A 25,778-nucleotide genomic window follows, 5' to 3' on the forward strand; every position below is an offset into this window, starting at 1 on the left:
GGAGCGAGGCCCGCGGCGCGGCGGCCCTGTACCTCTGGAGCGGGCCGCAAACGCCCCACGGGGCAAGATCACCGCATCGAGGTAAACCAACGGTTTAAAAGGGCCGATCTGATGCACCGACGGTTACTGTGCTCCCGGATCCGGACGGATTGCCCGGATATCCGCCCCCCTTTTTCTTCTTTCACCGGTGACGTGCACGTGCGCCGATCACCGCCCTTACGAAAGAGAGCCTGCCCGATGACCGTGGACACCAGCCCGGAGGCGCAGCTGGAGCCTCTCCAGCAGACCAGCCTGGGAACGGCGGCTGCCCGCAACCTCGCCACCACGACCAAGTCCGCCCCTCAGATGCAGGAGATCACCTCCCGCTGGCTGCTGAGAATGCTCCCCTGGGTGGAGACCAAGGGCGGCACCTACCGGGTGAACCGCCGGCTGACCTACACCGTCGGCGACGGGCGCATCGATTTCGTCCAGGACGGTGCCAACGTCCGGGTGATCCCCCGTGAGCTCGGCGAACTCGCCATGCTGCGCGGCTTCGACGACGTGGAGGTGCTGACCGCGCTCGCCGGCCGGTGTGTCCAGCGTGACTTCCGTGCCGGTGAGGTGCTGGTCGAGCGCGGCACCCCCGCCGAGCGGATCCACCTGATCGCCCACGGCCGGGTCAACCAGACCTCCGCCGGCAAGTACGGGGACGAGGTCGCCGTAGCCGTGCTCGCCGACGGCGACCGGTTCGGTGAGCACGCCCTGCTGGACGGCGAGGGGAGCTGGGACTACACCGCCACCGCCGCCACCGCCGGCACCCTGCTCACCCTGTCCCGCGCCGACTTCGACGCCGTGATGTCCTCGGCGCCGCACCTCCAGGCCCACATCCAGCAGTTCGGCTCGCTTCCGCACCAGCGGCAGAACCGGCACGGCGAGGCCGAGATCGCGATGTCGGCCGGCCACACCGGCGAACCCGAACTGCCCGGCACCTTCGTCGACTACGAACTCAAGCCCCGCGAGTACGAACTCTCCATCGCCCAGACCGTACTGCGGGTCCACACGAGGGTCGCCGACCTCTACAACGACCCGATGAACCAGACCGAGGAGCAGCTCAGGCTCACCATCGAGGCGCTGCGCGAGCGCCAGGAGCACGAGCTGATCAACAACCGGGAGTTCGGTCTGCTCCACAACGCCGACTTCAAGCAGCGGATCCAGACCCACTCCGGCCCGCCCACCCCGGACGACCTCGACGAGCTGCTCTGCCGCCGCCGTGGCTCCAAGCTCTTCCTCGCCCACCCCAGGACGATCGCGGCGATCGGGCGTGAGTTCAACGCCCGCGGGCTCTACCCGGACCACGTCGACCTCGGCGGACAGCAGGTCCCGGCCTGGCGCGGGGTCCCGATCCTGCCCTGCAACAAGATCCCCATCAGCAAGGAGAACACCAGCTCGATCCTTGTGATGCGAACCGGCGAGGACAACCAGGGCGTCATCGGCCTGCGCCAGACCGGTCTGCCGGAGGAGTACGAGCCGGGCCTGTCGGTGCGCTTCATGGGCATCAGCGAGCAGGCGATCATCTCCTACCTGGTCACCACCTACTACTCCGCCGCCATCCTGGTGCCCGACGCGCTCGGCGTGCTGGAGAACGTGCAGATCGCCCGCAGGCACGACTAGAGGAACTGCCCCACGGCCAGACAGCCCGGACCCTCCCGGGCCGGCCGAGCGTGCCCGGGATCCGGGACAGCCCAACCACCTCACCAAGGAGCTACGGATGCCCGATCCTGGGCCTTCCCCTCTGCAGTCGAGCATGCCCGCGGCCGCTGCCCGCTTCGGGGCCCACGGTCACGGCCGTGGCATCGAAGCCGTCGGCTGCGTCCAGCCTGCCCTGTTCGCCCCGCCCGCCCAGCCCTCCGTCGCCGACAGGACACCGAGCCCTGCCCTGGAGCGGATCCTCTGCGGCCCCAGTGGCCTGGGCACGGCAGGGCTGTCCCTGGCCCGGCGCGAGGAGCCGCCCGCGCCACCGCAGGAGCCGGCGGCAGGCCGCCCGATCCCGGGCCTCTACTACCACCCGGTGCCGGAACCCGACCCGGTACGAGTGGAGGAGGTCAGCCAAAGGATCAAGGCATGGGCGGTGGACGAGGTCGAGCTGTACCCCCCGGAGTGGGAGGACCAGTTCGACGGGTTCTCCGTGGGCCGCTACATGGTCGCCTGTCATCCGGACGCTCCCACCGTCGAGCACCTGATGCTCGCCACGCGGCTGATGGTCGCCGAGAACGTGGTCGACGACTGCTACTGCGAGGACCACGGTGGCTCGCCCGTCGGCCTCGGCGGACGCCTGCTGCTGGCGCACACCGCTCTCGACCCCCTCCACACGGCGACGGAGTACCAGCCGGAGTGGACTGAGTCGCTCCACTCGGACGCGCCGCGGCGTGCGTACCGATCGGCCATGGAGTACTTCGCCCAACAGGCGACCCCCTCCCAGGCCGACCGGTTCCGGCACGACATGGCCCGTCTGCACATGGGGTACCTCGCCGAGGCCGCCTGGGCCGAGACGGACTACGTCCCGGAGGTGTGGGAGTACCTGTCGATGCGGCAGTTCAACAACTTCCGCCCCTGCCCCACCATCACCGACACCGTCGGCGGCTACGAACTGCCGGCGGACCTGCATGCCCAGCCCGCCATGCAACGGGTCATCGCGCTCGCCGGGAACGCGACCACCATCGTCAACGACCTGTACTCCTACACCAAGGAACTCGCCAGCCCCGGCCGGCACCTGAACCTGCCCGTGGTGATCGCCGAACGCGAGGGCTGCTCCGTCCGCGATGCCTACCTGAAGGCGGTCGAGGTCCACAACGACCTCATGCACGCCTTCGAGTCCGCGGCCGCCGACCTGGCCGCCGCCTGCCCCGTCCCGAGCGCGCTGCGCTTCCTGAAGGGCGTGGCCGTGTGGGTCGACGGCAACCACTACTGGCACCAGACCAATACCTACCGCTACAGCCTGCCCGACTTCTGGTAAGGATGGATTTATCTGTGACCAACACCGAGCTCACCATGGCCCCCGCCTCCGCGTTCATCCCTGCCCCGGCGACGCCCTACCAAGGTGACATCGCCCGTTACTGGGACCACGAGGCCCGGCCGGTGAACCTGCGTCTCGGCGACGTCGACGGCCTCTACCACCACCACTACGGCATCGGTGACGTCGACCACGCGGCGCTCGGAGACACCGACGACAGCGCGTACGAGAAGAAGCTGATCGCCGAGCTCCACCGCCTGGAGTCGGCGCAGGCCGAAGTCCTCCTGGACCACCTCGGCACCATCGGGCAGGACGACACGCTCGTGGACGCCGGCTGCGGCCGCGGCGGATCGATGGTCATGGCCCACCAGCGGTTCGGATGCAAGGTCGAGGGCGTCACCCTGTCGGCCAAGCAGGCCGAGTTCGCGAACCAGCGCGCCCGCGAACTCGGCATCGAGGACTCCGTCCGCGCCCGCGTCTGCAACATGCTCAACACGCCGTTGGAGACGGGGCAGGCCGCGGCCTCGTGGAACAACGAGTCGAGCATGTACGTCGACCTGCACGACCTCTTCGCCGAACATTCCCGCGTTCTCGCCGTCGGCGGCCGCTACGTGACCATCACCGGTTGCTGGAACCCCCGTTACGGCCAGCCCTCGAAGTGGGTCTCCCAGATCAACGCGCACTTCGAATGCAACATCCACTCCCGCCGGGAGTACATGCGAGCCATGGCCGACAACCGTCTCGTACCGCAGGCCGTCATCGACCTGACCCCCGCGACCCTGCCCTACTGGGAGCTGCGGGCCACTTCCTCGCTGGTCACCGGCATCGAAGAGGCGTTCATCAACTCCTACAAGGACGGCTCGTTCCAGTACGTCCTGATCGCGGCCGACCGCGTCTGACCCGTCCTGCCGTGTCCGGTCACACAAAGGTGCCCCCGGTATCTCATTGAGATAACGGGGGCACCCGTGCGAGCGACGGACGTCAGAACATGCTCAGCGCGAGACCGACGAGAAGACCCACCGCCGCGAGCCCGGCACTGAGGGCAGCGCCTATGCCGCCTCCGCCTCCGCCTCCGCCTCCGCCTCCGCCTCCGCCTCCGCCGCCTCCGCCGTAGCCGGCGCCGGTGCCGGGGTACGTGGTGATCGTGCCGGTTTCGTTGAGGTCGAAGGTCTCAGTCCAGTGGATGTCCTGGTGTTTGAGTGACATGACGCCCGTGGTGCCGAAGCTCTTGTTGAGCTCCTGTGCTGATCTTCGTGACCGACGCCATCATGAACGGCCTGCCATCGCACATCGCTCAAGTGATCTGTGGACATAAGAGTCTTGATACGACGATGGGCTACAAGGCGATCTACTCGGCCGAGACCATCGAGGCCCATCGGGCCTTCATCGCCCGTCGCAGGGCCACCTGACCCAGCGATGAGTATCGGACCCCCACCGAGGAGGAATGGGACGCCTTCCTCGCGCACTTCGAGAAGCGCAAGGTCTCCATCGGCACCTGCGCTCGTGCCTTTTCAAGCCCCTGTGTTCATGAACACGCTTGTGTTCGTTGCTCGCTCCTCCGGCCCGACCCGGCCCAGCGCGGCCGGTTGGAGGAGATCCGCGATAACCTCATCGCCCGCATCGCCGAGGCCGAGCGCGAGGGCTGGCTCGGCGAGGTCGAAGGACTCCGGGTCAGCCTGGCTGGCGCGGAAGACAAGCTGGCGCAAATGGACAGACGAACTCCCGGCGGCACGGCGATCAACCTCGGCATGCCACGCATGGCCGCAGCTCAACTACCGGCATGGCTGAGCTCGGCAGCTCATTCGGCGGGAACCAACCGATAGTTCAGAGAAGCTTGCATCCGGTGCCCGATGCTGCAGGTCAACCCGAAGATGCTGTCGAGGCTCACGGAGACTGAAAAGGAAATCGAAGGCATCGACCTGACGCTGACTTTCGTCCGCACCAAGCAAGCTGACGCGGCTCGGCTCACACATCGGGAACCAGTGGGCCTCGGTATCCCGACCACCCGCCCCCAGTCCGACTGACGACCATGATCGTCTCGCCTTGACTTAGTGCAGAGAAGGACAGCTCCTGCGCGCGCGGCGCACTCTCTGCGTCCGTGTAGAGGGTCACCGCCTGGGTGTCGCGCAGGATCTGGATCTGATGCTCCGGCGGCAGGACCGCCGCGTTGCTGACGGGATGGGCGGACCGCAGATAGCAGACGGCGCTTCCCAGCAGGTGCGCGGCATAGCGCACCGTGAGCATTTCAGGGCTGTTGGGGGGCGACCAGAACGGCTACGACATCCCCTTTCCGTACGCCGTTTTCACGCAGCGTATGGAATATCTCGAGGACGGAACGGTTCAGTTCGGCACCTGATATCACCTGACCACGCCAGCGAAGAACCGGACGGTCCGAATCCAATGAGCACACCGAGAGAATGTCCGAGACGTAACTGTCGCTTTCGCTCCACCATTGACCCTGTAGGGTCATCCCCTACCTCTCCATGCAAACCCCGGCGACTTCCGTTCCGCTGACCCGGGTGAATTCCGATCCTCCCATTCGGAAGATACGCGGGGAAGAACGTTCGGCCCGCTGAATCGGCAGGCCGAAAGGGCCGCCCGCACGGGGTAGCCGTCTGGGTACTCTGCCGCTCCCGACGGCCCCAGGACACCCACCAGGACGGGCTCCGGGAGCAGCCGCACCGGCGGGGGCGCCCGCTCCGTGCCCCGCCCCGTGTCCGGAACGGGGCACGGAGCGGGACAGAGGCAGAACGCGAGATGGGGCACGGAATTCCCGCGAGGTCAAACATTAGGTTCAGAAATTGACAGAGCACGTGGCGGCATGCCCCCGGGAGCGTACTAAATCGCCGGCCCGGTCACATCTTCAAGAATTGACAGAACACTGGGCGGCATGCCCTCGGGTACGCCGGAAAATCGCCGACTGTTATCGGTCGCCAGGGAATTGACACCCGCCTGATGGTTGCTTACGGTCCGCTCGTCAGGTTTTCCAGACCGCATCCGAAGGTATTCATGACTACATCCACGTTGCCGAAGTCCAGGCAGCAGTTGATTCTTGCCGTTCTCATGGTGTGTTCACTGCTGATCTGGCTGGACAACACCGTCCTGAGTACCACCCTGGAGACCCTCGCGGACCCGGTCCGTGGGCTGAACGCCAGCCCGGCCGAGCTGCAGTGGGCCACCGGCTCGTACACGCTGGCCTTTGCCACCTTGATGTTCACCGCGGGCGCGCTGGGCGACCGCTTCGGTCACCGGACCGTGCTCGCGACAGGCCTGGTGGTCTTCGCCGCGTCCTCGGTGTGGGCGGCGTTCGCGGGCGACGCGGGGCAGCTGATCGCCGCCCGGGCCGCGATGGGCGTCGGCAGCGCGCTGATCATGCCCGGCAACCTGGCCATCCTCATGTGGACATTCACCGGCCCGGCGCGGTCGACCGCGATCGCCATCTCCTCGACCTCCGCCGGCGTCGGCATGGCCGTGGGCCCGGTGCTCGCCGGCGTGCTGCTCGACCACTTCTGGTGGGGCTCGGTCTTCCTGGTCAACGTCCCGGTCGTGGTCCTCGCGCTGATCGGCATCGCCCTGCTGGTCCCGAACTTCCGCAGCCCCGTCGTGCGACCGCTGGACCCGGCCGGAATGCTGCTGTCGATCAGCGGCCTCGCGGCGCTCGCCTACGGACTGATCCGCGCGGGGCAGGTAGCGGCCTGGGGCCGTACGGACGTCTGGGCGCCGATCGTCGTCGGACTGATCCTGCTGGCCGTGTTCGTCCGCGTCGAACTGCGCAGCAAGATGCCGAGCTTCGACCCCCGGCTTCTCGCCCAGCGCGCGTTCGGTGGCGGCAACGTAGCCCTCGGACTGCTTCTGTTCGCCATATCCGCCATCACCTTCTACAACGCGTTCTACCTGCAGGGCGCCCGCGGCTACTCGCCGATCGAGGCGGGCCTGGCCAGCCTCCCGACCGCGCTCGGCGCGATCCTGGGGGCACCCGTGGGCGCGCGCCTGGTGCATCGCTGGTCTCTGCGGATCGTCGCCGTGCCGGCCCTCACCGTGGCGGCGCTGACCATGGGCGCGTACGGGCTCTTCGGGCTGAGCACGCCCCTCGTCTGGATCGAGGTCCTGCTGCTGGTCCAGGGCCTGTCCATCGGCATGGTGATCGGCCCGGTGACCGCGGCGCTGATCAGCACCCTGCCGTTGGAACGCGCCGGCGCCGGATCGGCCGTCACCAACACCGCGCGCCAGACCGGCAGCGTGATCGGGATCGCCGTCGGCGGCACGATCATGTCGATCGTGTACCGGCGCGCGATCGAACCCTCGCTGCACGGTGTCCCCGGACCGGTGCGGGACCAGGCGCGGGTCTCCGCCGAACAGGCCCGGCACGTCGCCACCACGTCCCACCTGCCCGCGCTCGGGCACGCCGCCGATGACGCGTTCGTCCACGCCATGCACGTCGGTGCGATCTGGATCATGCTCATCGCGCTCTTCGGCGCGGCTGTACTGCTGCTGGCCCTGCGCGCGGTCCGCAAGCCCGCGGCTGCCGGGGGCGAGCCGGAGCCCGCGCAGGAAGACGGCCCGACCACGGACGAGGCGGCCCCCCGGGCCGGGGCCGATGCCCGGCCCGTCCGCGAGGGCGACGACGTGGGCACCCGCTGACGCCATGGGAACCAGGCAGAAACTCCCCGAGGCGCGGTCGGACAGTCAGGCCACTTACCTGCCCGACCGGCACATATTCGCCCTGTGGACCTGGGCCGACGGCGCCGTGGGGGCGGCCCCGCCGGTCGGCGACGTCGAGACCGTTCCCCTGGTCGTGCCGACGCCGGACCTCGGCAGGCTCAAGGTGTCCGACGTCGACTGCGTGCTGATCGAGCCGGACCGGCTCGTGGCCGTGCCCCTCGACTCGCCCGGCCGGTCGGTGAAGGTCTGGCGGTCGTGGATCGCGGGCGGCGAGTCGGCTCTGCCGATCGCCGCGCACGCGGTCCCCGACGCCACAGGTGTCGCCGTGACGACGGCAGAGTACGCGGGCGGCGTCTTCCGCCGCACCACCTCGGTGGGGGCCGAGATGCGTACGGCGCTCACCGCCAAGCTGCGGCCTTACCAGGTGCGCGGGGTGAGCTGGCTGCGCGAGACCATCGAGACGCACGGCGGCGCGGTGCTGGCCGACGAGATGGGACTCGGCAAGACCCTGCAGACCATCGGTTGTGTCGCCGGACGCGCCGAGAAGGCGCCGCAACTGGTGGTCTGCCCCACGTCGTTGGTGGGGAACTGGGCGCACGAGATCGCGCGGTTCGCACCCGGACTGCGGACCACGATCTGGCGCGGCGGGCCGCTGCCCGAGGTGGACAGCGGCACGGTGGTGCTCACCGGCTACCCCACGCTGCGCACGCACAGCCCGGCCCTGGCGGGGATCCAGTGGAGCACCGCGGTCTTCGACGAGGCGCAGGTCCTGAAGAACCCCCGTACGCAGGTGTCGAAGGCCGCGCGCACCATCGCGGCCGACGCGCGGATCGCCCTGACCGGAACGCCCGTCGAGAATCACCTCGACGAGCTGTGGGCCCTGCTCAATCTGGTCGCACCGCACCTGTTCGCGAACCGGACGCAGTTCCGCCGTCGCTTCGTGCGGCCGATCGCGGACGGCTCCCCGGCCGCTTCCGCCCGGTTGCGCGGGGCCATCGAGCCGGTCGTGCTGATGCGGAAGAAGTCCCAGGTCGCAGGGTCACTCCCACCCAAGATCCACGCCGATCTCATCTGCGACCTCAGCGAGGAGCAGGAGAAGCTGTACGACCGGCTGCTGGACCAGGTCATCGACGACGGCTTTGGCAGCGGCGCCCAGCGGCAGACCAAGGTGCTCGCGGTCCTGACGTCGCTCAAGCAGGTCTGCAACCATCCGGGCCTGATCACGGACGACCTCGGTGAGCTGTCGGGCAGGTCGGGCAAGCTCGACCTGTGCGCCGACATCGTGGCCAACAACTTGGAGAACGACTCTCCGACCCTCGTCTTCACCCAGTACCGGCAGACCGGTGAGCTGCTGGTCCGGCACTTCGCCGAACAGTTCGGGGTGAGTACGCCGTTCTTCCACGGTGGCCTGAACCAGGAGCAGCGGGCCGACATCGTCCGCCGGTTCCAGTCCGACGACGGTCCGAAGGTGCTCGTCCTCAGTCTGAAAGCAGGGGGCACCGGGCTCACGCTCACGCGCGCGGCCGACGTCATCCACTTCGACCGGTGGTGGAACCCGGCCGTGGAGGCCCAGGCGTCCGACCGGGTCCACCGGATCGGTCAGACCCGCACGGTCACCGTCACCACCCTGACAACCGGTACCACTGTCGAGGAGCACATCGCGGCCATGCACAACCGCAAGTCCGCGCTGTCGGACATCGCCGACACGTCCAGCGTCGCCGAGCTGACCCGCCTGGACGACGACCGTCTCATCGAGGTCCTGCGCCGGAAGCGAGTCAACTGACCATGGCCGACCACGACTACGGTTACACGAAGTGGGGCAAGGACTGGGTCCGGTTCGCCGAGTCGTTGCGCCAGACCCGTCCTGATCCCCAGCTGCCGAGCGCACGCCGCACGGCACGCGACGGGAAGGTCCAGATCACGTTCGACGACCGGACCGTGCGTGCCGTCGTGCACCGAGGTCGCGGTACCTCGGTGGTCACGATCGAGGTCGCGCCGATGTCCCCGGGGGCGACGGCCGAGATCTCCCGTCAGCTGAGCGGCATCCAGCCCCTGCTCACCGACGACCTGTACCGCGCGATCGCCGACGCGGGCCATCCGCCCGCGCCGGCCCTCGACAGCGTCGACTGCTCCTGCCCGACCGCCACCCTGCGGTGCGTCCATGAGCTGTCCGTCTACTACGACATGGCGCGGCGCATCGACGACGATCCCCGCATCGCTCTTGACGTGCAGGGCTTCTTCCGCGCTTCGGCGGGCGGCGGCCAGGCGCCCGCCGAAGCGACGGCGCAGCGCTGGATCGCACTCAACTCCCTTGATCCAGCCGCCTACTTCACAGCGGCCGATTGACCCGGCCTCCGCCGGAAGAGAGCAGAAGAAGAGCGTTGGCTGGGTGAAATCGAAGGCATCGACCTGACGCTGACTTTCGTCCGCACCAAGCAAGCTGACGCGGCTCGGCTCACACATCGGGAACCAGTGGGCCTCGGTATCCCGACCACCCGCCCCAGTCCGACTGACGACCATGATCGTCTCGCCTTGGACTTAGTGCAGAGAAGCTCGAACCAGGCGGGCGGGATGTCGTTGGAGGCGGCGGTGACCAGGATCGCGTGGAAGCCCCGGGCGGGGACGAGCTCGGGCGGCGCGCCGTGTTCGCCGTCCCCGAGGACCGGCCGCACCCGCCGCGCGTACCCGGTCTCGTCCAGGAACCGGACGGTCCGGGCATGCACGTAGGGGTCGATCTCGACACAGGTCACCGATCCGGCCGGCCCGACGAGTTCGGCGATGAGGGACGCGTTGTAGCCGCCGCCTCCGAGAAACCGACGGGTTCGCAGAATCTCGAAGGGGAAGCTACGGGAACCCGAGGGGCATCTCGCCAATTATTGCTTCCGACGCGTGGGTTCGCTGCTAATTCTGGCGCTGACAGCGGAAAGGGACCTCGGCCCGGATCGCCGGGCCCACCAGCACGCCGCTGGGGCATCTCCAATCGATGGCTCCCCAGCCCGTGTGAGGGCGGGCTGCGCCCGCCCTCACACGGGCTTTGAAACATCGCTAGGGCTCCGGAGCCATGTACTTCAGGTTTGGTTTCCGAGCCGGAGCCTCAACTGTCGGCCAGGGCGCGGTCGAGGAGGGGCAGCAGGCGGTCCCAGTGGCGCTGCAGCGCGGCGGGGTTGAAGGCGTCGGTGTCGGACATGGTGAAGCCGTGGACGGTGCCGGGGTAGATCTCGGAGGTGTAGCCGACCCCCGCGGCATCCAGGGCCTGGTTGAGCTCGCCGAGAGCCTCGGGCGTCATGTCGCCTTCGGCGTGGCCGAGGTGGACCTCGCCGGTGAGGCGGTGCAGGCTGTCGGGCCCGTCGGCGCCCACGGGGCCGTGGAATCCGGCGACGGCGGCCACCTGGCCGGGGTGGGCCGCGGCGGTGCGCATCGCCAGAAGGCCGCCTATGCAGTAGCCGGTCACCGCGACCGGTCCGGCGCTGACCTCGGGCTGGATGCTGAGGAACCTGAGGTAGGCGTCAGCATCGCTCAGGACACGTTCGACGGTGTGCGCCTCGATCAAGGGCATCAGCTGGGCGAAGACCGCGGGCCGGTCCTCTTCTCCGATGTGCTCGGGTAGCTCGATCACCGGTGCCGGGCCGTGCCGGTAGAAGAGGTTGGGGACGAGCACGTAATACCCGTGCCCGGCCAGTTCGCGGGCCATCTCCCGCAGCACGGGCCGGATACCGAAGCCGTCCGCGTACATCAGCACCCCTGGGTGCCGCTCACCACCGTCGGGGAAGGCGGCGAAAGCGTCGGCCTGGCCGTCCGCGGTGGGTATGTGCAGCATCTTGGTGGGCATGAGTTCTCCTGTCGTGGTTGACGTATCGAGCTGTGATCAACACGACAGGAGGCGGAGCCCGCGCAGCAGCGCCAGATCCTCGATCCAACAGCGGGCCAGCACCGGCCCGTACGGCGCTCAGAGGAGCGCCGGGTCACCAATCCGTGTGTGGCGCAATGCCGTCCCGGTAGTCATCGCCGCACAACGTAGCCCACCGGACAGGATCGATGCCAGCCCCCAAGTCCATTGTGCTGTCTGGGTCAGGTCCTCGACCAGCCCGCGGCGCAGCCGTAGGGCGGCGGCCGCCTCGGCGAACCGCAGACGTCCCGGGGCCGGGGGCCGGGGGCCTGGGGGTGAGGTGGGCTGCGGGCAGGCCGGGCAGCAGGCCGGGCCAGACCACGTTCAGGGCCTGGGCGGTGGGGGTGAAGAGCGGTTGGGGGAGGTGACGCAGATCGGCGGGGGTGTGCCATTCCCAGCGGGCGATGTTCTCGGGCTCCCGTACGGTCGGCCGGCCCGCGTAGTGGGTGATCCGTGCGACCTCGCTGACCCGGGTCACACCGTGGGTGTCGTCGCACAGGGTCCCGAGCAGCACGACATCCTCCGCCCGGGCACGGAGCCCGGCCTCCGACGCCGCGCACCGGCTGGCCGGCCGGCGCCGGGGAGTGCGGCGGGCCGCACTGATACACCGTTACCGGGCCTCGGCGGGACTCTGGTCCGGGCGGGTCGGGGGAACACGCCAGGCGGGCGGGAAAACGGCAGGTTGCACCGTACGTTCGCCTACGCTCACGGTGACGGTTCCCACTGCCGGTGAAGGGACGACATGACTGCCGACAAGCTGTCCATCGCCGACCAGATCTTCGACCGGCTGGACACAGACGGTGACGGGAAGCTGGTCGAGCAGGACTACCGGGCTGCCGCGGAGCGGCTTCTCCAGTCGTACGGCATGGGGCCGAATTCACCGAAGGGCCGGGCTCTCATCGAGGCGCATCTCGCGGTGTGGGAGCGGGAGGCCGAATTGGTCGACCGTGATCACGATGGCGCGATCACCCGCGAGGAGTATCGCGAGTGGTTCACTTCCAAGGCGGCGCCCGACCACGGCTCTCCAGAGGTATTGGCCATGCTCCATGCGCAGTTCCATGTCGCCGACAGGGACGGGGACGGGACGCTGAGCCTCCAGGACTTCGTGGCCTGGAGGGCGCTGAGGGGCGTGTCGGCGGAGACGGCCGCTTCGGCCTTCGCGCTGATCGATTCCGATGGGGACGGCGGCATCAGCTGGGACGATTTCGCCGCCGCCGGCCACGCACACGGATTGCTGACCTTGCTGTACGGCCGGCGGTGAGCTGCCCGCCTGCTCCGTAGCCGATGCCGGCCCAGTTCGTGGCGTTGGCCAACCACCGCGCGTCCTCCTTCCACCACGGACGGCCGCCCTTGACGCTGTCGCCGCGGTCTGCGCGTCCTCGCCTGCCTGGACGGCCGAGGCGTGGGCGGAAGCAGCAGAAGCCTGAACCGCGTTGGCGGAGGCCACCGCCCTGCGAGCGGCGTCCACCGCACGGTTGCCGATTCCGACGATTCCCGTACGCTGCGGCTCGGCTCTCGTGAGACACCGGAACCCCTGGGAGGGTCGTCGGTGTGTCGCCGCCCGCCATTTGGCGATGGGCTTTCGAGGCGTAGAGATTCGACGGAAATCGGTGTGACTGACAGCTTGCGGCGGCCGGAGAAGTCATCTCGGCAGCGCCCTCGATCGATTCCCCGCGCACCTGTTCAACCGAAGGAAAAGCATGCTTGCAACCCGTCCGCGCCCGGCGCGGATAACCGGTCTCCTGGTCTCCGCCACCGCGGTTTCGGCCGGCCTGAGCTCGTCCGGTCCCGCCCTGGCGGTGACCGGGCCCGAGGCCGCCGCCGGTCAGTACGCCTACGTCGCGAGGCTGAACATCGGCGACGAGGCCAACTCCCGTGGCTGCACCGGGACCCTGATCGACGAGTGGTGGATCGCCAGCGCCTCCAGCTGCTTCGCCACCACCCCGGGTCAGCAGGTCCCCGCCGGGAAGCCGGCTCTGAAGACCACCGCCACGCTCAGCAACGGGCAGGCCGTCGACGTCGTCGACGTCGTGCCCCGTACCGACCGCGACCTGGTCCTCGCCCGCCTCGCGATACCCGCGACCGGCATCACGGGCGTCAAGCGCGCCACCGCGGCCACCGCCGCCGGCACCGACCTCACCGCCGTCGGGTTCGGACGCACCAAGACCGAATGGGTCCCCGGCAAGCTCCACACCGGTACGTTCACCACCAACACCGTCGACGCCGCCACGCTGGCCGTCACCGGCAAGGGCACCGACGCCATCTGCAAGGGCGACACCGGCGGCCCGCTCCTGAACGCGGCGGGCGAGCTCGTCGGCGTCAACAGCCGGTCGTGGCAGGGTGGTTGCCTCGGCACCGACGCCGCCGAGACCCGTACGGGAGCCATCTCCGCGCGCGCCGACGACCTCGGCCAGTGGATCCAGGACGTCCGCGCCCTGACCCCCGGCTGGAAGACCGAGGCCGTCGTGCAGGCCGGCACCAGCCTCTACCAGGGCATTCGCCTGGCCGACGGATCCTGGACCGGCTTCGCCGACGTCCAGACCAAGGCCGGCAACATCAACGGCGTCCGCACGGCCTCCGTCGCCGGCATCAACGGTGACACCCATGTGGTGGCGCTCGATGGCAACGGCCGCATCCAGCACACCATCCGCAAGGCGGACGGCAGCTGGGGAACCTTCGGTGACGTCGGTGCCGCGGCCGGCGTCCTGCGCAACGTCACCCAGGTGTCCGCCGTGTCCATCGGCACCGACCTCCACGTGGTCGCGGTCTCGGACGGCAAGGTCTTCCACACCCTGCGCCGGGCCGACGGCAACTGGACGCCCTTCGGCGACGTCTCCGCCGCCGCCAGCCCGATCAGCTCCGTGACCTCCGTCGCCACGGCCAACGCCGGGGGCCAGCTCCAGGTCGTCGCCGTCACCGGCGGCAAGGCCTTCCACACCCTCCGAGACACCACCGGCCACTGGACCGTGTTCGGCGATGTCTCCAAGGCCGCCGGTGTCACCGGTCCGATCACGTCCGTGGCCATGGCCGGCGTCGGCACCGACGCCCACATCGTCATCGCCACCGACAACGGCACCCACCAGTACCACGCCATCCGCACGGGCGCCGGCAACTGGACCGTCTTCGGCGACCTGACGGGCTACCTCGGCAACGTCACCGCCAAGTCCGTCGCCGCCGGCTCCGTCAACGGCGAGCTGCAGGTCGCCGTCACCACGGGGGACAACCGGGTACTGCACACCATCCGCCGCGCCGACCGCACCTGGAGCACCACCACCCCGGTGGCGTTGCAGGGCATCACCGGCCCCCCCGGCGCGATCGCCATCGCCGGCACCCTCTGACAATGCCGCTACCGGGTCCCGCTCTGCCTCGCGGCACAGCGAGACCCGGGTCCAGGCGGACGGGGCCGGCATCGTCCGTCCGTAGAAGTGCCGCGTCATCAACTGGCGGTGATCAGTCGACTACCGTGGGCGCGCGGCGCTCCGTGAGGCCCGGATCGTCCCGCAGTCCTACCGTGGAGACAGGGGCAGGAACCCACCGTGAAGGAGGGGCCATGTCGGGTCTTGAGACGGATCCCGTGTCGCTGGACAGCGGAAGGCAGGAGGAGTTCGCTGACCGCATGGTCGGCGTCTTCAACGGAGCGGCCATGGCGTTGCTGATCAGCGTGGGTCACCGGACGGGCCTGTTCGACGCCATGAGCACGATGCCTCCCGCGACGAGCGACCGTATCGCGAAGGCCGCCGGGCTGGATGAGAGGTACGTCCGGGAATGGCTGGGCGGGATGGTCGTGGGCGGGGTCGTCGACTACGACGCGGACCGTGCCACCTACGTGCTGCCACCAGAGCACGCCGCGTCCCTCACCGCCGCGGCGGGTCCCGGCAACCTGGCCGGGATGATGCAGTACATCTCACTGATCGGTGAGGTGGAGCAGCGGGTCGTCGAATCGTTCCGCTCGGGCGGCGGCGTGCCCTACGAGGCGTATCCGCGATTCCAGGCGCTCCAGGCCGAGGAGAGCGCCCGCGTGTACGACCTCGCGCTCGTCGACGCGATCGCCCCCCTGGTGCCGGGTCTGACCGAGCGGCTGCGGGCCGGCGTTGACGTGCTTGACGTGGGCACCGGCCAGGGGCACGTCCCCGTAATCCTGGCGCGGGCGTTTCCGCACAGCCGCTTCCACGGCTTGGACCAGTCGGAGGAGGGCATCGCCGCAGGACGTCGGGAAGCCGCCCGGCTCGGGCTGGACAACGTGCGGTACACGGTGGCCGACTCGACGGAGATCAGCGGCACCTACGACGTCATCACGGCGTTCGACGTGATCCACGACCTGGCCCGGCCGGCGGAGACCCTGTCGGCGATCGCGGCCGCACTGCGCGACGAAGGCACCTTCCTCATGGGCGACATCGCGGCGTCCAGCAAGCTGGAGGAGAACGTGGGCCACCCCTTCGGGCCCGCCCTCTACGGCTTCTCCCTCTTCTACTGCATGACCACCTCCCTGAGCACGGGCGGCGCGGGCCTGGGCACGGTGTGGGGCGAGCAGACCGCACGCCGCATGCTCGGCGAAGCCGGTTTCACCGAGGTGGAGACCCGGTCGGTCGAAGGGGACCCGCTGAACGTCTACTACGTCGCCCGCAAAGGCTGATCCGCTGGTCGCCGCGATCGAATACGGCCTGGCAGATGGAGGCGAGGGGCGATACGATCACCGCGATGACTACTCGTTCTTTTCACAGATCGGGGGTCCCATCCGCGCAAGGTGAGTGCTGATGCTCACTCAGACCGCGAATGGGGATTCCCGCCTTTCCTTCTGGCTGCGCGTGCGTGAGTACGCCGTGCCGCCGTCCATGATCGAGACTGCGACCGCCCGCCGTTGTGCCGGGGACTGGGCGGGGGCGTGCGCTGCCGCAGGCATCGATGTCGATCTCAATCTGCGTTCCGTCGCGCGTACCCACGGCCAGGAACTCGCGGCCCGACTCCGGGCCGATCTCCGGCATCTGGCTCCTGACCTGTTGCGCTGGCACATGGCCAGGATCGCTCCTGACGGGCTGCTGCGCCCCGGTCTGACCGTCACTCTGGCGCGGTACGACGCCCCGGGGCACGACGGCGAACGCCCGGTGCACCTCGTGGCCAGGACTCCGCCGGCTTGGGCGGATGCCGGTCAGCGGATCAGCCTCGCGCTGTGGGACGGATCCCACTCCGGGGCCGGCGCCTGCCGTCCCCACGCCCATCCCCATCCCCGTCCCGACAAGCGGTTCCGCCTCGACCTGCACCGCCACCTGTGGGACGCGCGCAGGACCGATGAGCTGCGGATCCGGACCGGGGCCGATCGGCTGCCCGCCGACAGCCTCCCTATGACGGACCCGGATGCGCCGGCGCTGGTGCCGCAGGGACTCCTCTGCGCCGTTGACCGGTGGGCGGCCGAGGCGGGGATTCTGCTCCACGCCGAGGGGCAGTCCACCGGTACCGTCGCGGTGCGGCTCGGGGGCCGGCATCGGCTGGTCCTGGACCTGGCCCCCGGCAGGGGCGGCGCCGGGCCGCCCGCCTTGCGGATAGCGGCGGCGCCCAAGGACGGCGACGCCGCCGCGCTGCCGGTCCTGCCCGACGCGGCGACCTGGGTGCTACCCGACCTGGAGCTGCTCCGCACCGGCTTGATCGAGGCCGATCGGCTGCACCCGCTCGTCGCCTCGGCACTGGTACCGGGTTGGCCGCCGGCCGGTCCGTCGCGGATTGCGGACCATGCAGGGCAACCACGCCTCGTGGAGTGCCGGGGAGCCCAGCACCGGATCGGCCTGGTCGACGGGGTACTGGCCCCGCTGGACCACGAGCCGGCCGAGATCCGGCGGGAGGAGCTGCTGGTCGCACTGACCGGCACTCCGCTTCCCTGCCTTCAGGCGATCGACGAGGCGCACCGTCGTCCGGACTGCCTCGCGGGCGTCCGCGAACGCCTGGACCATGGCGACACCGCCGGCGCGCTGGCCGTCGTCGAGGGCCTGCTGGGCCCCGACGCACTGCTGCGCGGCGGCGCTCTGCGGGACGAGCTGGAGGCCGCCGCGCAGCGGCGGATCACCTACGGACTGTTCAGGGCGGGCCTGCTCGGACCCGGACCCGGCCGCATCCGGCCCGGCGACCGCCGTTCCCGTGACCTCCGCTCTCACCCCCGCCACGCGATCTCCCGCTGATCCAGGGGCCGTCCGTCCCCTGCACCCACCCACTTGGCTCACCGACAAACCCACAGGTGATGAAACTTGCTCACAGACATGCCCGCATACGCCCCGTTCGCCGCGACCGTCACCTCCTCAGATCCGGCCCATGCCTCCCAGCTCGACGTCGCCGGCGACCTGCTGGCCCTGCTGCGCGACACCACCACCGAACCGCGCCCCGACACACAACTGGAGGCCCTGACCCTGGCCGTGGCCGCCGACCTGCCCGTGCTCCTGTGGGGTGAGCCGGGGATCGGCAAGACCGCCGCCCTGACACAGCTCGCCACTGCCCTGGACCTTCCCCTGACCACGGTGATCGCCAGTGTGCACGAGCCGTCCGACTTCTCGGGGCTGCCCATCATCGGAGACGACCCCGCGGAACAGGGTGTCCCGATGGCCCCGCCGGACTGGGCCGTGCGACTCGTACGGGCGGGCCGCGGGCTGCTGTTCCTGGACGAGCTGTCCACCGCGCCGCCGGCCGTGCAAGCCGCCCTGCTCCGCCTCGTACTGGAGCGCCGGATCGGCGCCCTGCAACTGCCGCCCGGGGTACGGATCGTGGCCGCCGCCAATCCGCGGTCCTCGGCGGCCGACGGCTGGGAGCTGAGCCCGCCTCTGGCCAACCGGTTCGTTCATCTCCAGTGGACCCACGATCACGAGGTCGTGGTACGCGGCCTCGGTGGGACATGGCCCCGGGCGACCCTGCCACGGCTCGACCAGGCGAAGTTGCCGGAGGCCGTGGACTTCGCCCGCCGTGCGGTGTGCGGACTCCTCTCCGCCCGCCCCAAACTCGTTCACCAGCTGCCCAGCAACGAAACCCGCCGGGGCGGCCCGTGGCCGTCACCGCGCAGCTGGGACATGGCCCTGTGCCTGATCGCCTTCGCGACCGCGGCCGGCTCCTCCCGGGAAGTACTTTCCCTGCTGGTCAGGGGCACAGTTGGGGACGGCCCGGGGCTGGAGCTGCTGGCCGGCCTGGACCGGATGGACCTTCCGGACCCCGAGATGCTTCTCGCCGACCCGGCGGGGACCGACCTGCCCGAGCGGGGGGATCTGCGCCAGGCCGTACTCGACGGTGTGGTGGAGGCGGTCCGCAAGCGCCCGGACCAGTCGCGCTGGGACGCGGCGTGGGCGCTCCTGGTCCGGGCGATGGAGACCGGAGCCCCGGACCTGGTGGTCGTCCCCGCGACCACACTCGCCTCGCTGCGCCAGCAGGACTGGGACGTTCCGGCCTCGATCGAGCGGCTCGCCGGAGCGGTGTCCCTGTCCCGGCGGGCAGACCACTCGGTGGCCCGGGCCGCGGCCGCCGCGAAGGCCGGACGATGATTCTGCAAACGCCGGGGGCGCGGCCCCTGGACCTCGACAAGCTCTACGCCGCCCGACTGCACGCCGTCCGGGTCCGGCCCTACTTGGCGACGGCGCTGTTCGCCCTGCACACCGTGGAGTCCCGGCGGGTACCGACGATGGCCGTCGACCGGTACTGGCGGTGCTACGTCTCGCCGGCGTTCGTGGACAGGACACCGGTGGAGGAACTGGCCGGGGTGTGGGTGCACGAGGTGTCGCACCTGCTGCGCGACCACCACGGGCGCAGTGACCGGGTCGCGCGCGAGCGCGGGCTGACCGGCCCGGGGGAGCGGCTGAGGATGAACATCGCCGCGGACTGCGAGATCAACGACGACGTGTTCGGAGACGGGCTCGTCCGCCCGGAAGGTGCTGTCGGGCCGGGGACTCTGGGGCTGCCCGAGGGTGAGCTGATGGAGGACTACCTCCGCCAGTTCGGGCTCGGTCCGCGTACGGAGAGCTTGGTGTGGCTGGACTGCGGCAGTGGCGCCGACGGACTGGAACGGGAATGGGACCTGGGGCCGGACGGCGCCCATGGCCTCAGCGAGCAGGAACGGGACGCGGTCCGGTTCCGGGTGGCGCAGGGCATCACCGGCCGTCCGGGGAGCGCCCCGCGAGGGTGGAAGCGGTGGGCCGAGGAGGCATTCCACCCGCCGCAGCCGTGGCGGGAGTTGCTGGGAGCGGCGGTCCGCTCGGCGGCATCGGGCGCCGGCGCGGGCGAGGACTACACCTACGGGCGGCCGTCGCGGCGCTCGGCCGGGGTGCCCGGCGCCGTCCTGCCGAGCCTTCGGCGCAGGCCGCCCCGGGTCTGCGTGGTCATCGACACATCCGCGTCGGTCAGCGACGCCGAACTGGGCAGCGCGCTCCTCGAAGTCGCCGCGATATGCCGCGCCGTGGGCGGCCGCCGGGACCTGGTCACCGTGGTGCCCTGCGACGCGGCGGCCCGGGTCGCGCACCCGCTGTGCCGGGCCGAGGGAATACCGCTGATAGGCGGTGGCGGTACGAATCTACGCACCGGCTTCGCGAAGGCGCTCCGAACGGGCCCCCGCCCGGACGTCATCGTGGTCCTGACCGACGGGCAGACGCGCTGGCCGGGCACGCGACCGCCGTGCCGGACGGTGGTGGGCCTGTTCCCCCGGCAGGGGGCGGTCCGGTCGTGGGTCGAGAGCGATCCCGATTACGTGCCGGACTCGCCGCCCGAGTGGGCCCGGGTGGTTGTCATCGGTTCGTCTCCCACACCTTAGAAACGCGCATGGCCGGGGCGGGCCGCGGCGAGGCCGGGCTGCTCGTGTCCGGGTGAGCCGCGTCTCACCCGGGCTCTGCCACTTGTCTATGCAACGAGTTGCATAGAAGGATCGCGGTATGGCGCTCGAACACGCGATCCTCGTCTCGCTGCTGGAGAAGCCGGGCTCCGGCTATGAGCTGGCCCGGCGGTTCGAGCGGTCCATCGGCTACTTCTGGACCGCCACCCATCAGCAGATCTACCGCGTTCTCAAGCGCATGGAGACCGCCGGCATGCTCGCCGTCCGCGAGGTGCCGCAGCAGGGCCGGCCGGACAAGAAGGAGTACTCGGTCGCCGGTCCCGGCCGCGCCGCCCTCTCCCAGTGGCTGCACGAGCCGATCGAACCCGAGAGCCTCCGGCACGACCTGGCGGTGAAGATCCGCGGCGCGGCCTTCGACGACCCGGCCGCACTGATCGACGAGGTCGAGCGGCACCGCCAGGTGCACAGCGACCGGCTCGCGCACTATCTCGCCGGGGAACTGCGTGACTTCACCGGGCCCGAGGCCGCCGCCGCACCGCCCGACGCCGGTCAGGAACTACAGCACGTCGTGCTGCGCGGCGGCATCGCGTACGAACGGATGACGATCGCCTGGCTCGACGACGTACTCGTCACCGTCCACCGGCTCGGCGCGTCCCGCCCGCGTACCTGAACCGTCCCGCCTTTACCCTCCGCAACCTTCACCTTCAGCGTTCAACCTTCAGCCCTCAACCCCTCGGAAGGCGAACCTCCATGGCCGACACCCTGCTGTTCAACCCGCGCACCTACGACCCGCAGCACTTCGACCCCGAGACCCGCAGGCTGCTGCGCGCCACCGTCGACTGGTTCGAGGAGCGGGGCAAGCGCCAGCTGCTCGAGGACTACCGCTCCCGTGCCTGGCTGGGGGACTTCCTCGCCTTCTCCGCCAAGGAAGGTCTGTTCGCCACCTTCCTCACCCCTGCCTCCGCCGCCGGACAGGACCAGCGCTGGGACACCGCCCGGATCGCCGCCCTCAACGAGATCTTCGGGTTCTACGGCCTCGACTACTGGTACGCCTGGCAGGTGACCATCCTCGGTCTCGGTCCGGTCTGGCAGAGCGACAACACCGCTGCCCGCAGCCGAGCGGCGGAACTCCTCTCCCAGGGCGAGGTGTTCGCTTTCGGCCTGTCCGAGAAGACGCACGGCGCCGACATCTACTCCACCGACATGCTCCTGGAGCCCGACGGCGACGGCGGCTTCCGGGCCAGCGGCTCCAAGTACTACATCGGCAACGGCAACGCCGCCGGGCTGGTCTCCGTCTTCGGCCGCCGCACCGACGTCGAGGGCCCGGACGGGTACGTCTTCTTCGCCGCCGACAGCCGTCACCCGGCGTACCAGCTGGTGAAGAACGTCGTCGACTCCTCGAAGTACGTCAGTGAGTTCCGCCTCGAGGACTATCCGGTGGCTTCCGAGGACGTCCTGCACACCGGCCGCGCCGCCTTCGACGCCGCCCTCAACACCGTCAACGTCGGCAAGTTCAACCTCTGCACCGCCTCCATCGGCATCTGCGAGCACGCGATGTACGAGGCCGTCACCCACGCGCAGAACCGCATCCTCTACGGCCGCCCCGTCACCGCCTTCCCGCACGTGCGCCGCGAGCTGACCGACGCGTACGTCCGTCTCGTCGGGATGAAGCTCTTCAGCGACCGCGCCGTGGACTACTTCCGCTCCGCCGGCCCCGAGGACCGCCGTTACCTGCTCTTCAACCCGATGACGAAGATGAAGGTGACCACGGAGGGCGAGAAGGTCATCGACCTGATGTGGGACGTCATCGCCGCCAAGGGCTTCGAGAAGGACACGTACTTCGCCCAGGCCGCCGTCGAGATCCGCGGGCTGCCCAAGCTGGAGGGCACGGTTCACGTCAACCTCGCGCTCATCCTCAAGTTCATGCGCAACCACCTGCTGAACCCCGCCGAGTACGCGCCCGTGCCGACCCGGCTCGACGCCGCCGATGACGCGTTCCTCTTCCGGCAGGGGCCGGCCCGCGGCCTGGGCTCCGTACGCTTCCACGACTGGCGCACCGCCTACGACGCGTACGCCGCGGTGCCGAACGTCGCCCGCTTCCGCGAGCAGGCGGACGCCCTGTGCGAGTTCGTCGCCACCGCCGCCCCCGACGAGGAGCAGAGCCGCGACCTCGACCTCCTCCTCGCCGTCGGCCAGCTGTTCGCGCTCGTCGTCCACGGCCAGCTGATCCTGGAGCAGGCGAGCCTGTCGGGCCTGAACGAGGACGTGCTGGACGAACTGTTCTCCGTTCTCGTACGCGACTTCTCCGCGCACGCCGTCGAGCTGCACGGCAAGGACTCCGCCACTGAGCAGCAGCAGAGCTGGGCGCTCGGCGCGGTCCGGCGGCCGGTCGTCGACGACGCCCGCTCGGCCCGGGTGTGGGAGCGTGTCGAGGCACTGTCCGGGGCGTACGAGATGGCGCCGTAACCACGCGGCCACCGGGCCCGTCGAGAGGCCGGCTCAGGTTCCCGGGGCGGCCGCGGTCGGCAGGGCGGCATGCGGATGCCGCTTTCGCCAGCTCGTGTACGCGGAGCCGTCCAGGCATGTGGCCAGATAGCCGTCGGCGACACGGCGCAGGATCTCGGGGCCGTGCTCCGTGAGGGGGCCTTCGCGGCGCCAGGCCAGAATGTGGCGGTACCACAGGGGATTTCCGGCCAGGGGGCGGACCGCGACGCCCGGGACTTCGTTGAAGGTGGCCTGGCAGAGGCTGACGGCCAGACCCGCGCGCACGATCTCGATCAGCTGCCGCCCCTCCGCCTCGTACGGGGTGAAGGGGCGGCGGCCCGTCAGGGCGCAGACGGACGACCAGTATTCGAGGGTCCGGTCGCTGTCGGGCCGGGGGGCCGCCCAGTCCTCGTCCAGGAGCTCGGCCAGGGAGACCTCGTCCTGGGTGGCAAGGGGGTGGGCGGCCGGCAGGAGCGCGAAGACCGGCTCGGTGACGACCGGATGGAGGATCACGTCCTCACGTTGCGGCAGCTCCTGGTCGGGGTGGTCGCCGAGCACCGCCGCCTCCAGACGGCCTGCCGCGAGGTCGTCGAGCAGGGCGATGGGGGAGTAATGGCAGCGAGAGGTCAGCTCCGCTTCCGGGAGTCGGGCCTTCACCGCCCTGATGAGATGGCCGATCAGGGGAGCGCCCACCGAGCCGATGCGCACTCGGTGCGCCGCCGATATCCGGCGGGCGGCCCGGGCGGTGTCGGCGAGGAGTCCGTCGATACCCGGCAGGATCGCGCCCGCCCGGCTGAGCACCAGCTCACCGAAGGGCGTGGGGACGGCCCCGGCCTGCCGCCGGTCGAACAGGGACCCGCCCAGCATGGCCTCGATGCGGCGCAGTTGAGCGCTGAGTCCCGGCTGTGTCATGCCCAGAGAGGCGGCGGCGCGGGTGAGGCTCCCCGCCTCGGCGATCGCGCACACCACCCGCAGGTGTCGTACCTCCAGATCCATGGCGCAGATGTTATGCGTGATCTCTGTTGAGAGCTCTCAGTTCCCGGCCCTGGCGGCGTCCTTGAGGCCGATCGTGGCGTAGTCGAGCTGGCCGCCGAATGAGTTGTGGCCGAAGGCGCCGGCGATGTTGGTGCCGAGGAGGAGGGGCATGCGCTCGATGACGACCGGTGCCGTCGGGGCCTTCGCGAGGATCTGCCCGTCCAGTTCCTGCCATGCCTTGTTGGCCTGCCGGGCGTCGGCCATGGAGGCGATCTCGTCCATCCGCTTCATGGTGGCCTCGTCGCGGAAGAGAGAGTGGTTGCCGGAGTTGCCCTTCTCCTTGATGTAGCGGCCGTCGAACACGAAGGGCAGGAAGGTGGAGCCGGAAAGGTAGTCCGGGCACCAGCCGGTGTAGACGAGGTCGGTGCGGTTCTTGGTGTCGCCGATGGTGTCGTAGAACGCGGACGGGTCGACCGTCTCGATGGTGACCTTGATCCCGACTCGGCCGAGGGACTGCTGGACGGCTTCCGCGACGCCCTTGTCTCCGTTGGAGACGGTGATGGTGGTGGCGAACCCTTCGGCCTTCCCGGCCTCCTTCAGCAGCTGCTTCGCCTTCTCGATGTCACCGGTGGCCGGGATTCCCAGCGTGTCGGGCTGCTTGCCGCCGAAGATCGAGCCGGGCATGAGGGCCGTGGCGACATCGCCCAGGGCCGGGCCGCCGGAGGCGGTCAGGATGGCCTCGCGGTCGAGGGCGAACTGGACGGCCTGGCGAACCTTGACACTGTCGAACGGCGCACGGCCCGTGTGCATCTGCACCATCTCGGTGCAGTTGGTGGACTCGGCCAGCAGGCGCGCCCTGACATCGGTCTTGGTGAGCACCTTGGGGGTGCTCTCGGGGCGCAGCTTGCCCCAGGGGACGGCGGAGGCGTCGGCGCCCGCGCCGGCGATGAGCCGGTCGTCGATCTGGTTGGCCCGCAGGCCCATCGTCACGACCACCTTGTCCGGGTAGGCCTTGCGCACCTGGTCCGTGCCCGGGTCCCAGTGGGTGTTGCGGACCAGCACGAGCTGCTTGTCGCGGTCGTACGTCTCGATCTTGTACGGGCCCGAGGAGAACGGGCGGCTGTCGTACCGGGGGCCCGCCTCCTGCGCTCTGGGGACCGGCGCGAAGGTGGGCAGTACCGTCGCGTAGGGGAACTCGGCGAAGGGCTTGCGCAGTTCGAAGACGATCGTACGGTCGTCAGGGGTCTTGATCGAATCAAGGTGCTCGTCCTGCGCCGGGCCCCGGTAGCCCTCGGCCCCGGCGAGGTAGCGGGCGGCGTAGTCGGGGCCGCCGGGCAGATCGGGGGAGAAGGACCGCTCCACGTTGTACTTGACGTCCTGGGCGGTGATCGGCGAGCCGTCCTCGTACTTCAGCCCCTTCTTGAGCTTGAAGGTCCAGGTCATGGCCCCGTTGGAGGGGACGCCGAGGTCCTCGGCGAGGTCGGGTGTCAACTCCCCGCCCTTGGCACCGGGCTCCGCCTTGTACGTCACGAGCGTGCGGTAGAGCAGCCGCGTGCCGAAGTCCATGTCGCCGATCACCCAGTTGCGGGCGGGGTCGAGGTGGGTGAAGTCGTGGTCGGACAGGACCGTCAGGGTGCCGCCCTTCTGCGGAGTACCCCCGATCACCGCGCCGGTGTTGGCCGTCGCCGGGTTCCTGGCTCCTCCTGCGCCGCCGGCCGTCTTGCCGTCGGTACAGCCGGCCCCGCCGAGGGCGAGGGTCGCCACGACCGCGGCGGCGAGGGAGGTGCGGGTGCGCTTGTCCATGAGGGGTCTCTCCGAGGGCAGTTGGACAGCCGGAGCGGCTGGAGCGGGCGTGACGGATAACTTAGTAATGTGACATTGCACTCCCAAGATGTCGGCACTTCATAACGTGGTGTTATGCCTATGCGGGAGCTCCCTGGGTGACATGCGCCCGACCATGCTGATCGCGCAATGTCACACCTCACTCTGCGGCCTTC

Annotated in this window: 22 protein-coding genes; 16 read left to right on the plus strand and 6 right to left on the minus strand. The window is 69.8% G+C overall.

The features are described 5' to 3' along the window. The first annotated feature begins 237 nt into the window (after positions 1-237). The 3 genes from J7I97_RS11305 to J7I97_RS11315 all read left to right on the plus strand — a co-directional run bounded on the left by J7I97_RS11305 (position 238) and on the right by J7I97_RS11315 (position 3,888). On the plus strand, positions 238-1,650 hold the full coding sequence (locus tag J7I97_RS11305; protein WP_214933414.1) for a family 2B encapsulin nanocompartment shell protein: 1,413 nt from the start codon (positions 238-240) through the stop codon (positions 1,648-1,650). Positions 1,651-1,747: 97 nt separating this feature from the next. Then, the gene (locus J7I97_RS11310) at positions 1,748-2,992 is read left to right on the plus strand and encodes a family 2 encapsulin nanocompartment cargo protein terpene cyclase (protein WP_214933416.1); all 1,245 of its coding nucleotides are present in this window, start codon (positions 1,748-1,750) and stop codon (positions 2,990-2,992) included. Between the two features lie 14 nt (positions 2,993-3,006). Next, on the plus strand, positions 3,007-3,888 hold the full coding sequence (locus J7I97_RS11315; protein WP_374103789.1) for a geranyl diphosphate 2-C-methyltransferase: 882 nt from the start codon (positions 3,007-3,009) through the stop codon (positions 3,886-3,888). 82 nt (positions 3,889-3,970) lie between these two features. Here J7I97_RS11315 and J7I97_RS11320 read toward each other — a convergent pair whose 3' ends face one another. Continuing rightward, the gene (locus tag J7I97_RS11320; RefSeq protein ID WP_214933420.1) at positions 3,971-4,195 is read right to left on the minus strand and encodes a hypothetical protein; all 225 of its coding nucleotides are present in this window, start codon (positions 4,193-4,195) and stop codon (positions 3,971-3,973) included. Between the two features lie 47 nt (positions 4,196-4,242). Between J7I97_RS11320 and J7I97_RS38360 the strand changes: the two genes are divergently transcribed. Both J7I97_RS38360 and J7I97_RS38365 read left to right on the plus strand, forming a co-directional pair. Next, positions 4,243-4,398 (plus strand): hypothetical protein, encoded by a 156-nt coding sequence (locus J7I97_RS38360; RefSeq protein ID WP_251058713.1) that lies wholly within the window; start codon positions 4,243-4,245, stop codon positions 4,396-4,398. Between the two features lie 177 nt (positions 4,399-4,575). Next, on the plus strand, positions 4,576-4,812 hold the full coding sequence (locus tag J7I97_RS38365; RefSeq protein WP_251051668.1) for a hypothetical protein: 237 nt from the start codon (positions 4,576-4,578) through the stop codon (positions 4,810-4,812). A 142-nt stretch (positions 4,813-4,954) separates the two neighbouring features. On the opposite strand, the gene J7I97_RS39560 is transcribed toward J7I97_RS38365, so the two are convergent. Further along, complete coding sequence (locus J7I97_RS39560) at positions 4,955-5,233, minus strand: hypothetical protein (RefSeq protein ID WP_214933422.1); 279 nt, start codon at positions 5,231-5,233, stop codon at positions 4,955-4,957. Between the two features lie 765 nt (positions 5,234-5,998). On the opposite strand from J7I97_RS39560, the gene J7I97_RS11335 reads away from it, so the two are divergent. From J7I97_RS11335 to J7I97_RS11345, 3 genes are read left to right on the plus strand one after another with little or no spacing between them, the layout of a single operon-like run. Next, positions 5,999-7,630 (plus strand): MFS transporter, encoded by a 1,632-nt coding sequence (locus J7I97_RS11335; RefSeq protein ID WP_214933424.1) that lies wholly within the window; start codon positions 5,999-6,001, stop codon positions 7,628-7,630. 4 nt (positions 7,631-7,634) lie between these two features. Then, positions 7,635-9,434, plus strand: a complete 1,800-nt coding sequence (locus tag J7I97_RS11340) for a DEAD/DEAH box helicase (protein ID WP_214933426.1) — start codon at positions 7,635-7,637, stop codon at positions 9,432-9,434. A 2-nt stretch (positions 9,435-9,436) separates the two neighbouring features. Beyond that, a complete protein-coding gene (locus J7I97_RS11345; RefSeq protein WP_214933428.1) occupies positions 9,437-9,997 on the plus strand; it encodes a hypothetical protein in 561 nt (186 codons plus the stop codon). Here J7I97_RS11345 and J7I97_RS38375 read toward each other — a convergent pair. Both J7I97_RS38375 and J7I97_RS11355 read right to left on the minus strand, forming a co-directional pair. Next, complete coding sequence (locus J7I97_RS38375) at positions 9,976-10,524, minus strand: hypothetical protein (protein ID WP_251058714.1); 549 nt, start codon at positions 10,522-10,524, stop codon at positions 9,976-9,978. The two genes, J7I97_RS11345 and J7I97_RS38375, sit on opposite strands and share 22 nt — an antisense overlap. Positions 10,525-10,745: 221 nt before the next feature. Continuing rightward, positions 10,746-11,480 carry a dienelactone hydrolase family protein gene (locus J7I97_RS11355; protein ID WP_214933430.1) on the minus strand — a complete coding sequence of 245 codons (735 nt, stop codon included), beginning with the start codon at positions 11,478-11,480 and terminating at the stop codon, positions 10,746-10,748. A gap of 799 nt (positions 11,481-12,279) precedes the next feature. Between J7I97_RS11355 and J7I97_RS11360 the strand changes: the two genes are divergently transcribed. From J7I97_RS11360 to J7I97_RS11395, 8 genes are all read left to right on the plus strand, one after another. Next, positions 12,280-12,798 carry an EF-hand domain-containing protein gene (locus J7I97_RS11360; protein ID WP_214933432.1) on the plus strand — a complete coding sequence of 173 codons (519 nt, stop codon included), beginning with the start codon at positions 12,280-12,282 and terminating at the stop codon, positions 12,796-12,798. 439 nt (positions 12,799-13,237) lie between these two features. Beyond that, the gene (locus J7I97_RS11365) at positions 13,238-14,875 is read left to right on the plus strand and encodes a trypsin-like serine protease (protein ID WP_214933435.1); all 1,638 of its coding nucleotides are present in this window, start codon (positions 13,238-13,240) and stop codon (positions 14,873-14,875) included. Positions 14,876-15,087: 212 nt separating this feature from the next. Next, entirely contained in the window at positions 15,088-16,170 is a 1,083-nt protein-coding gene (locus tag J7I97_RS11370) for a class I SAM-dependent methyltransferase (RefSeq protein WP_214933437.1), read from the plus strand. Positions 16,171-16,291: 121 nt separating this feature from the next. Continuing rightward, the gene (locus tag J7I97_RS11375; protein WP_214933439.1) at positions 16,292-17,704 is read left to right on the plus strand and encodes a hypothetical protein; all 1,413 of its coding nucleotides are present in this window, start codon (positions 16,292-16,294) and stop codon (positions 17,702-17,704) included. A gap of 78 nt (positions 17,705-17,782) precedes the next feature. Next, positions 17,783-19,045 carry a MoxR family ATPase gene (locus J7I97_RS11380; RefSeq protein ID WP_214933440.1) on the plus strand — a complete coding sequence of 421 codons (1,263 nt, stop codon included), beginning with the start codon at positions 17,783-17,785 and terminating at the stop codon, positions 19,043-19,045. After that, positions 19,042-20,304 carry a VWA-like domain-containing protein gene (locus J7I97_RS11385; protein WP_214933442.1) on the plus strand — a complete coding sequence of 421 codons (1,263 nt, stop codon included), beginning with the start codon at positions 19,042-19,044 and terminating at the stop codon, positions 20,302-20,304. Before J7I97_RS11380 ends, J7I97_RS11385 begins: the two co-directional genes overlap by 4 nt. Positions 20,305-20,422: 118 nt before the next feature. Beyond that, positions 20,423-20,992 (plus strand): PadR family transcriptional regulator, encoded by a 570-nt coding sequence (locus J7I97_RS11390; RefSeq protein WP_214933444.1) that lies wholly within the window; start codon positions 20,423-20,425, stop codon positions 20,990-20,992. A gap of 80 nt (positions 20,993-21,072) precedes the next feature. Further along, positions 21,073-22,788 carry an acyl-CoA dehydrogenase family protein gene (locus tag J7I97_RS11395; protein ID WP_214933445.1) on the plus strand — a complete coding sequence of 572 codons (1,716 nt, stop codon included), beginning with the start codon at positions 21,073-21,075 and terminating at the stop codon, positions 22,786-22,788. Positions 22,789-22,821: 33 nt separating this feature from the next. On the opposite strand, the gene J7I97_RS11400 is transcribed toward J7I97_RS11395, so the two are convergent. Beyond that, a complete protein-coding gene (locus J7I97_RS11400; RefSeq protein ID WP_214933447.1) occupies positions 22,822-23,802 on the minus strand; it encodes a LysR family transcriptional regulator in 981 nt (326 codons plus the stop codon). A gap of 36 nt (positions 23,803-23,838) precedes the next feature. After that, positions 23,839-25,584 (minus strand): ABC transporter substrate-binding protein, encoded by a 1,746-nt coding sequence (locus J7I97_RS11405; RefSeq protein ID WP_214933449.1) that lies wholly within the window; start codon positions 25,582-25,584, stop codon positions 23,839-23,841. Between the last annotated feature and the right edge of the window lie 194 nt (positions 25,585-25,778).

Source organism: Streptomyces sp. ISL-87, from assembly GCF_018614095.1.
Taxonomy (GTDB): Bacteria; Actinomycetota; Actinomycetes; order Streptomycetales; family Streptomycetaceae; genus Streptomyces.

Bases quoted from the DNA above. Each gene is read 5' to 3' on its own strand.
- J7I97_RS11305 (WP_214933414.1), top strand. From the start codon at position 238: ATGACCGTGGACACCAGCCCGGAGGCGCAGCTGGAGCCTCTCCAGCAG.
- J7I97_RS11310 (WP_214933416.1), top strand. From the start codon at position 1,748: ATGCCCGATCCTGGGCCTTCCCCTCTGCAGTCGAGCATGCCCGCGGCC.
- J7I97_RS11320 (WP_214933420.1), bottom strand. From the start codon at position 4,195: ATGTCACTCAAACACCAGGACATCCACTGGACTGAGACCTTCGACCTC.
- J7I97_RS39560 (WP_214933422.1), bottom strand. From the start codon at position 5,233: ATGCTCACGGTGCGCTATGCCGCGCACCTGCTGGGAAGCGCCGTCTGC.
- J7I97_RS11335 (WP_214933424.1), top strand. From the start codon at position 5,999: ATGACTACATCCACGTTGCCGAAGTCCAGGCAGCAGTTGATTCTTGCC.
- J7I97_RS11340 (WP_214933426.1), top strand. From the start codon at position 7,635: ATGGGAACCAGGCAGAAACTCCCCGAGGCGCGGTCGGACAGTCAGGCC.
- J7I97_RS11345 (WP_214933428.1), top strand. From the start codon at position 9,437: ATGGCCGACCACGACTACGGTTACACGAAGTGGGGCAAGGACTGGGTC.
- J7I97_RS11355 (WP_214933430.1), bottom strand. From the start codon at position 11,480: ATGCCCACCAAGATGCTGCACATACCCACCGCGGACGGCCAGGCCGAC.
- J7I97_RS11360 (WP_214933432.1), top strand. From the start codon at position 12,280: ATGACTGCCGACAAGCTGTCCATCGCCGACCAGATCTTCGACCGGCTG.
- J7I97_RS11365 (WP_214933435.1), top strand. From the start codon at position 13,238: ATGCTTGCAACCCGTCCGCGCCCGGCGCGGATAACCGGTCTCCTGGTC.
- J7I97_RS11370 (WP_214933437.1), top strand. From the start codon at position 15,088: ATGTCGGGTCTTGAGACGGATCCCGTGTCGCTGGACAGCGGAAGGCAG.
- J7I97_RS11375 (WP_214933439.1), top strand. From the start codon at position 16,292: ATGCTCACTCAGACCGCGAATGGGGATTCCCGCCTTTCCTTCTGGCTG.
- J7I97_RS11380 (WP_214933440.1), top strand. From the start codon at position 17,783: ATGCCCGCATACGCCCCGTTCGCCGCGACCGTCACCTCCTCAGATCCG.
- J7I97_RS11385 (WP_214933442.1), top strand. From the start codon at position 19,042: ATGATTCTGCAAACGCCGGGGGCGCGGCCCCTGGACCTCGACAAGCTC.
- J7I97_RS11390 (WP_214933444.1), top strand. From the start codon at position 20,423: ATGGCGCTCGAACACGCGATCCTCGTCTCGCTGCTGGAGAAGCCGGGC.
- J7I97_RS11395 (WP_214933445.1), top strand. From the start codon at position 21,073: ATGGCCGACACCCTGCTGTTCAACCCGCGCACCTACGACCCGCAGCAC.
- J7I97_RS11400 (WP_214933447.1), bottom strand. From the start codon at position 23,802: ATGGATCTGGAGGTACGACACCTGCGGGTGGTGTGCGCGATCGCCGAG.
- J7I97_RS11405 (WP_214933449.1), bottom strand. From the start codon at position 25,584: ATGGACAAGCGCACCCGCACCTCCCTCGCCGCCGCGGTCGTGGCGACC.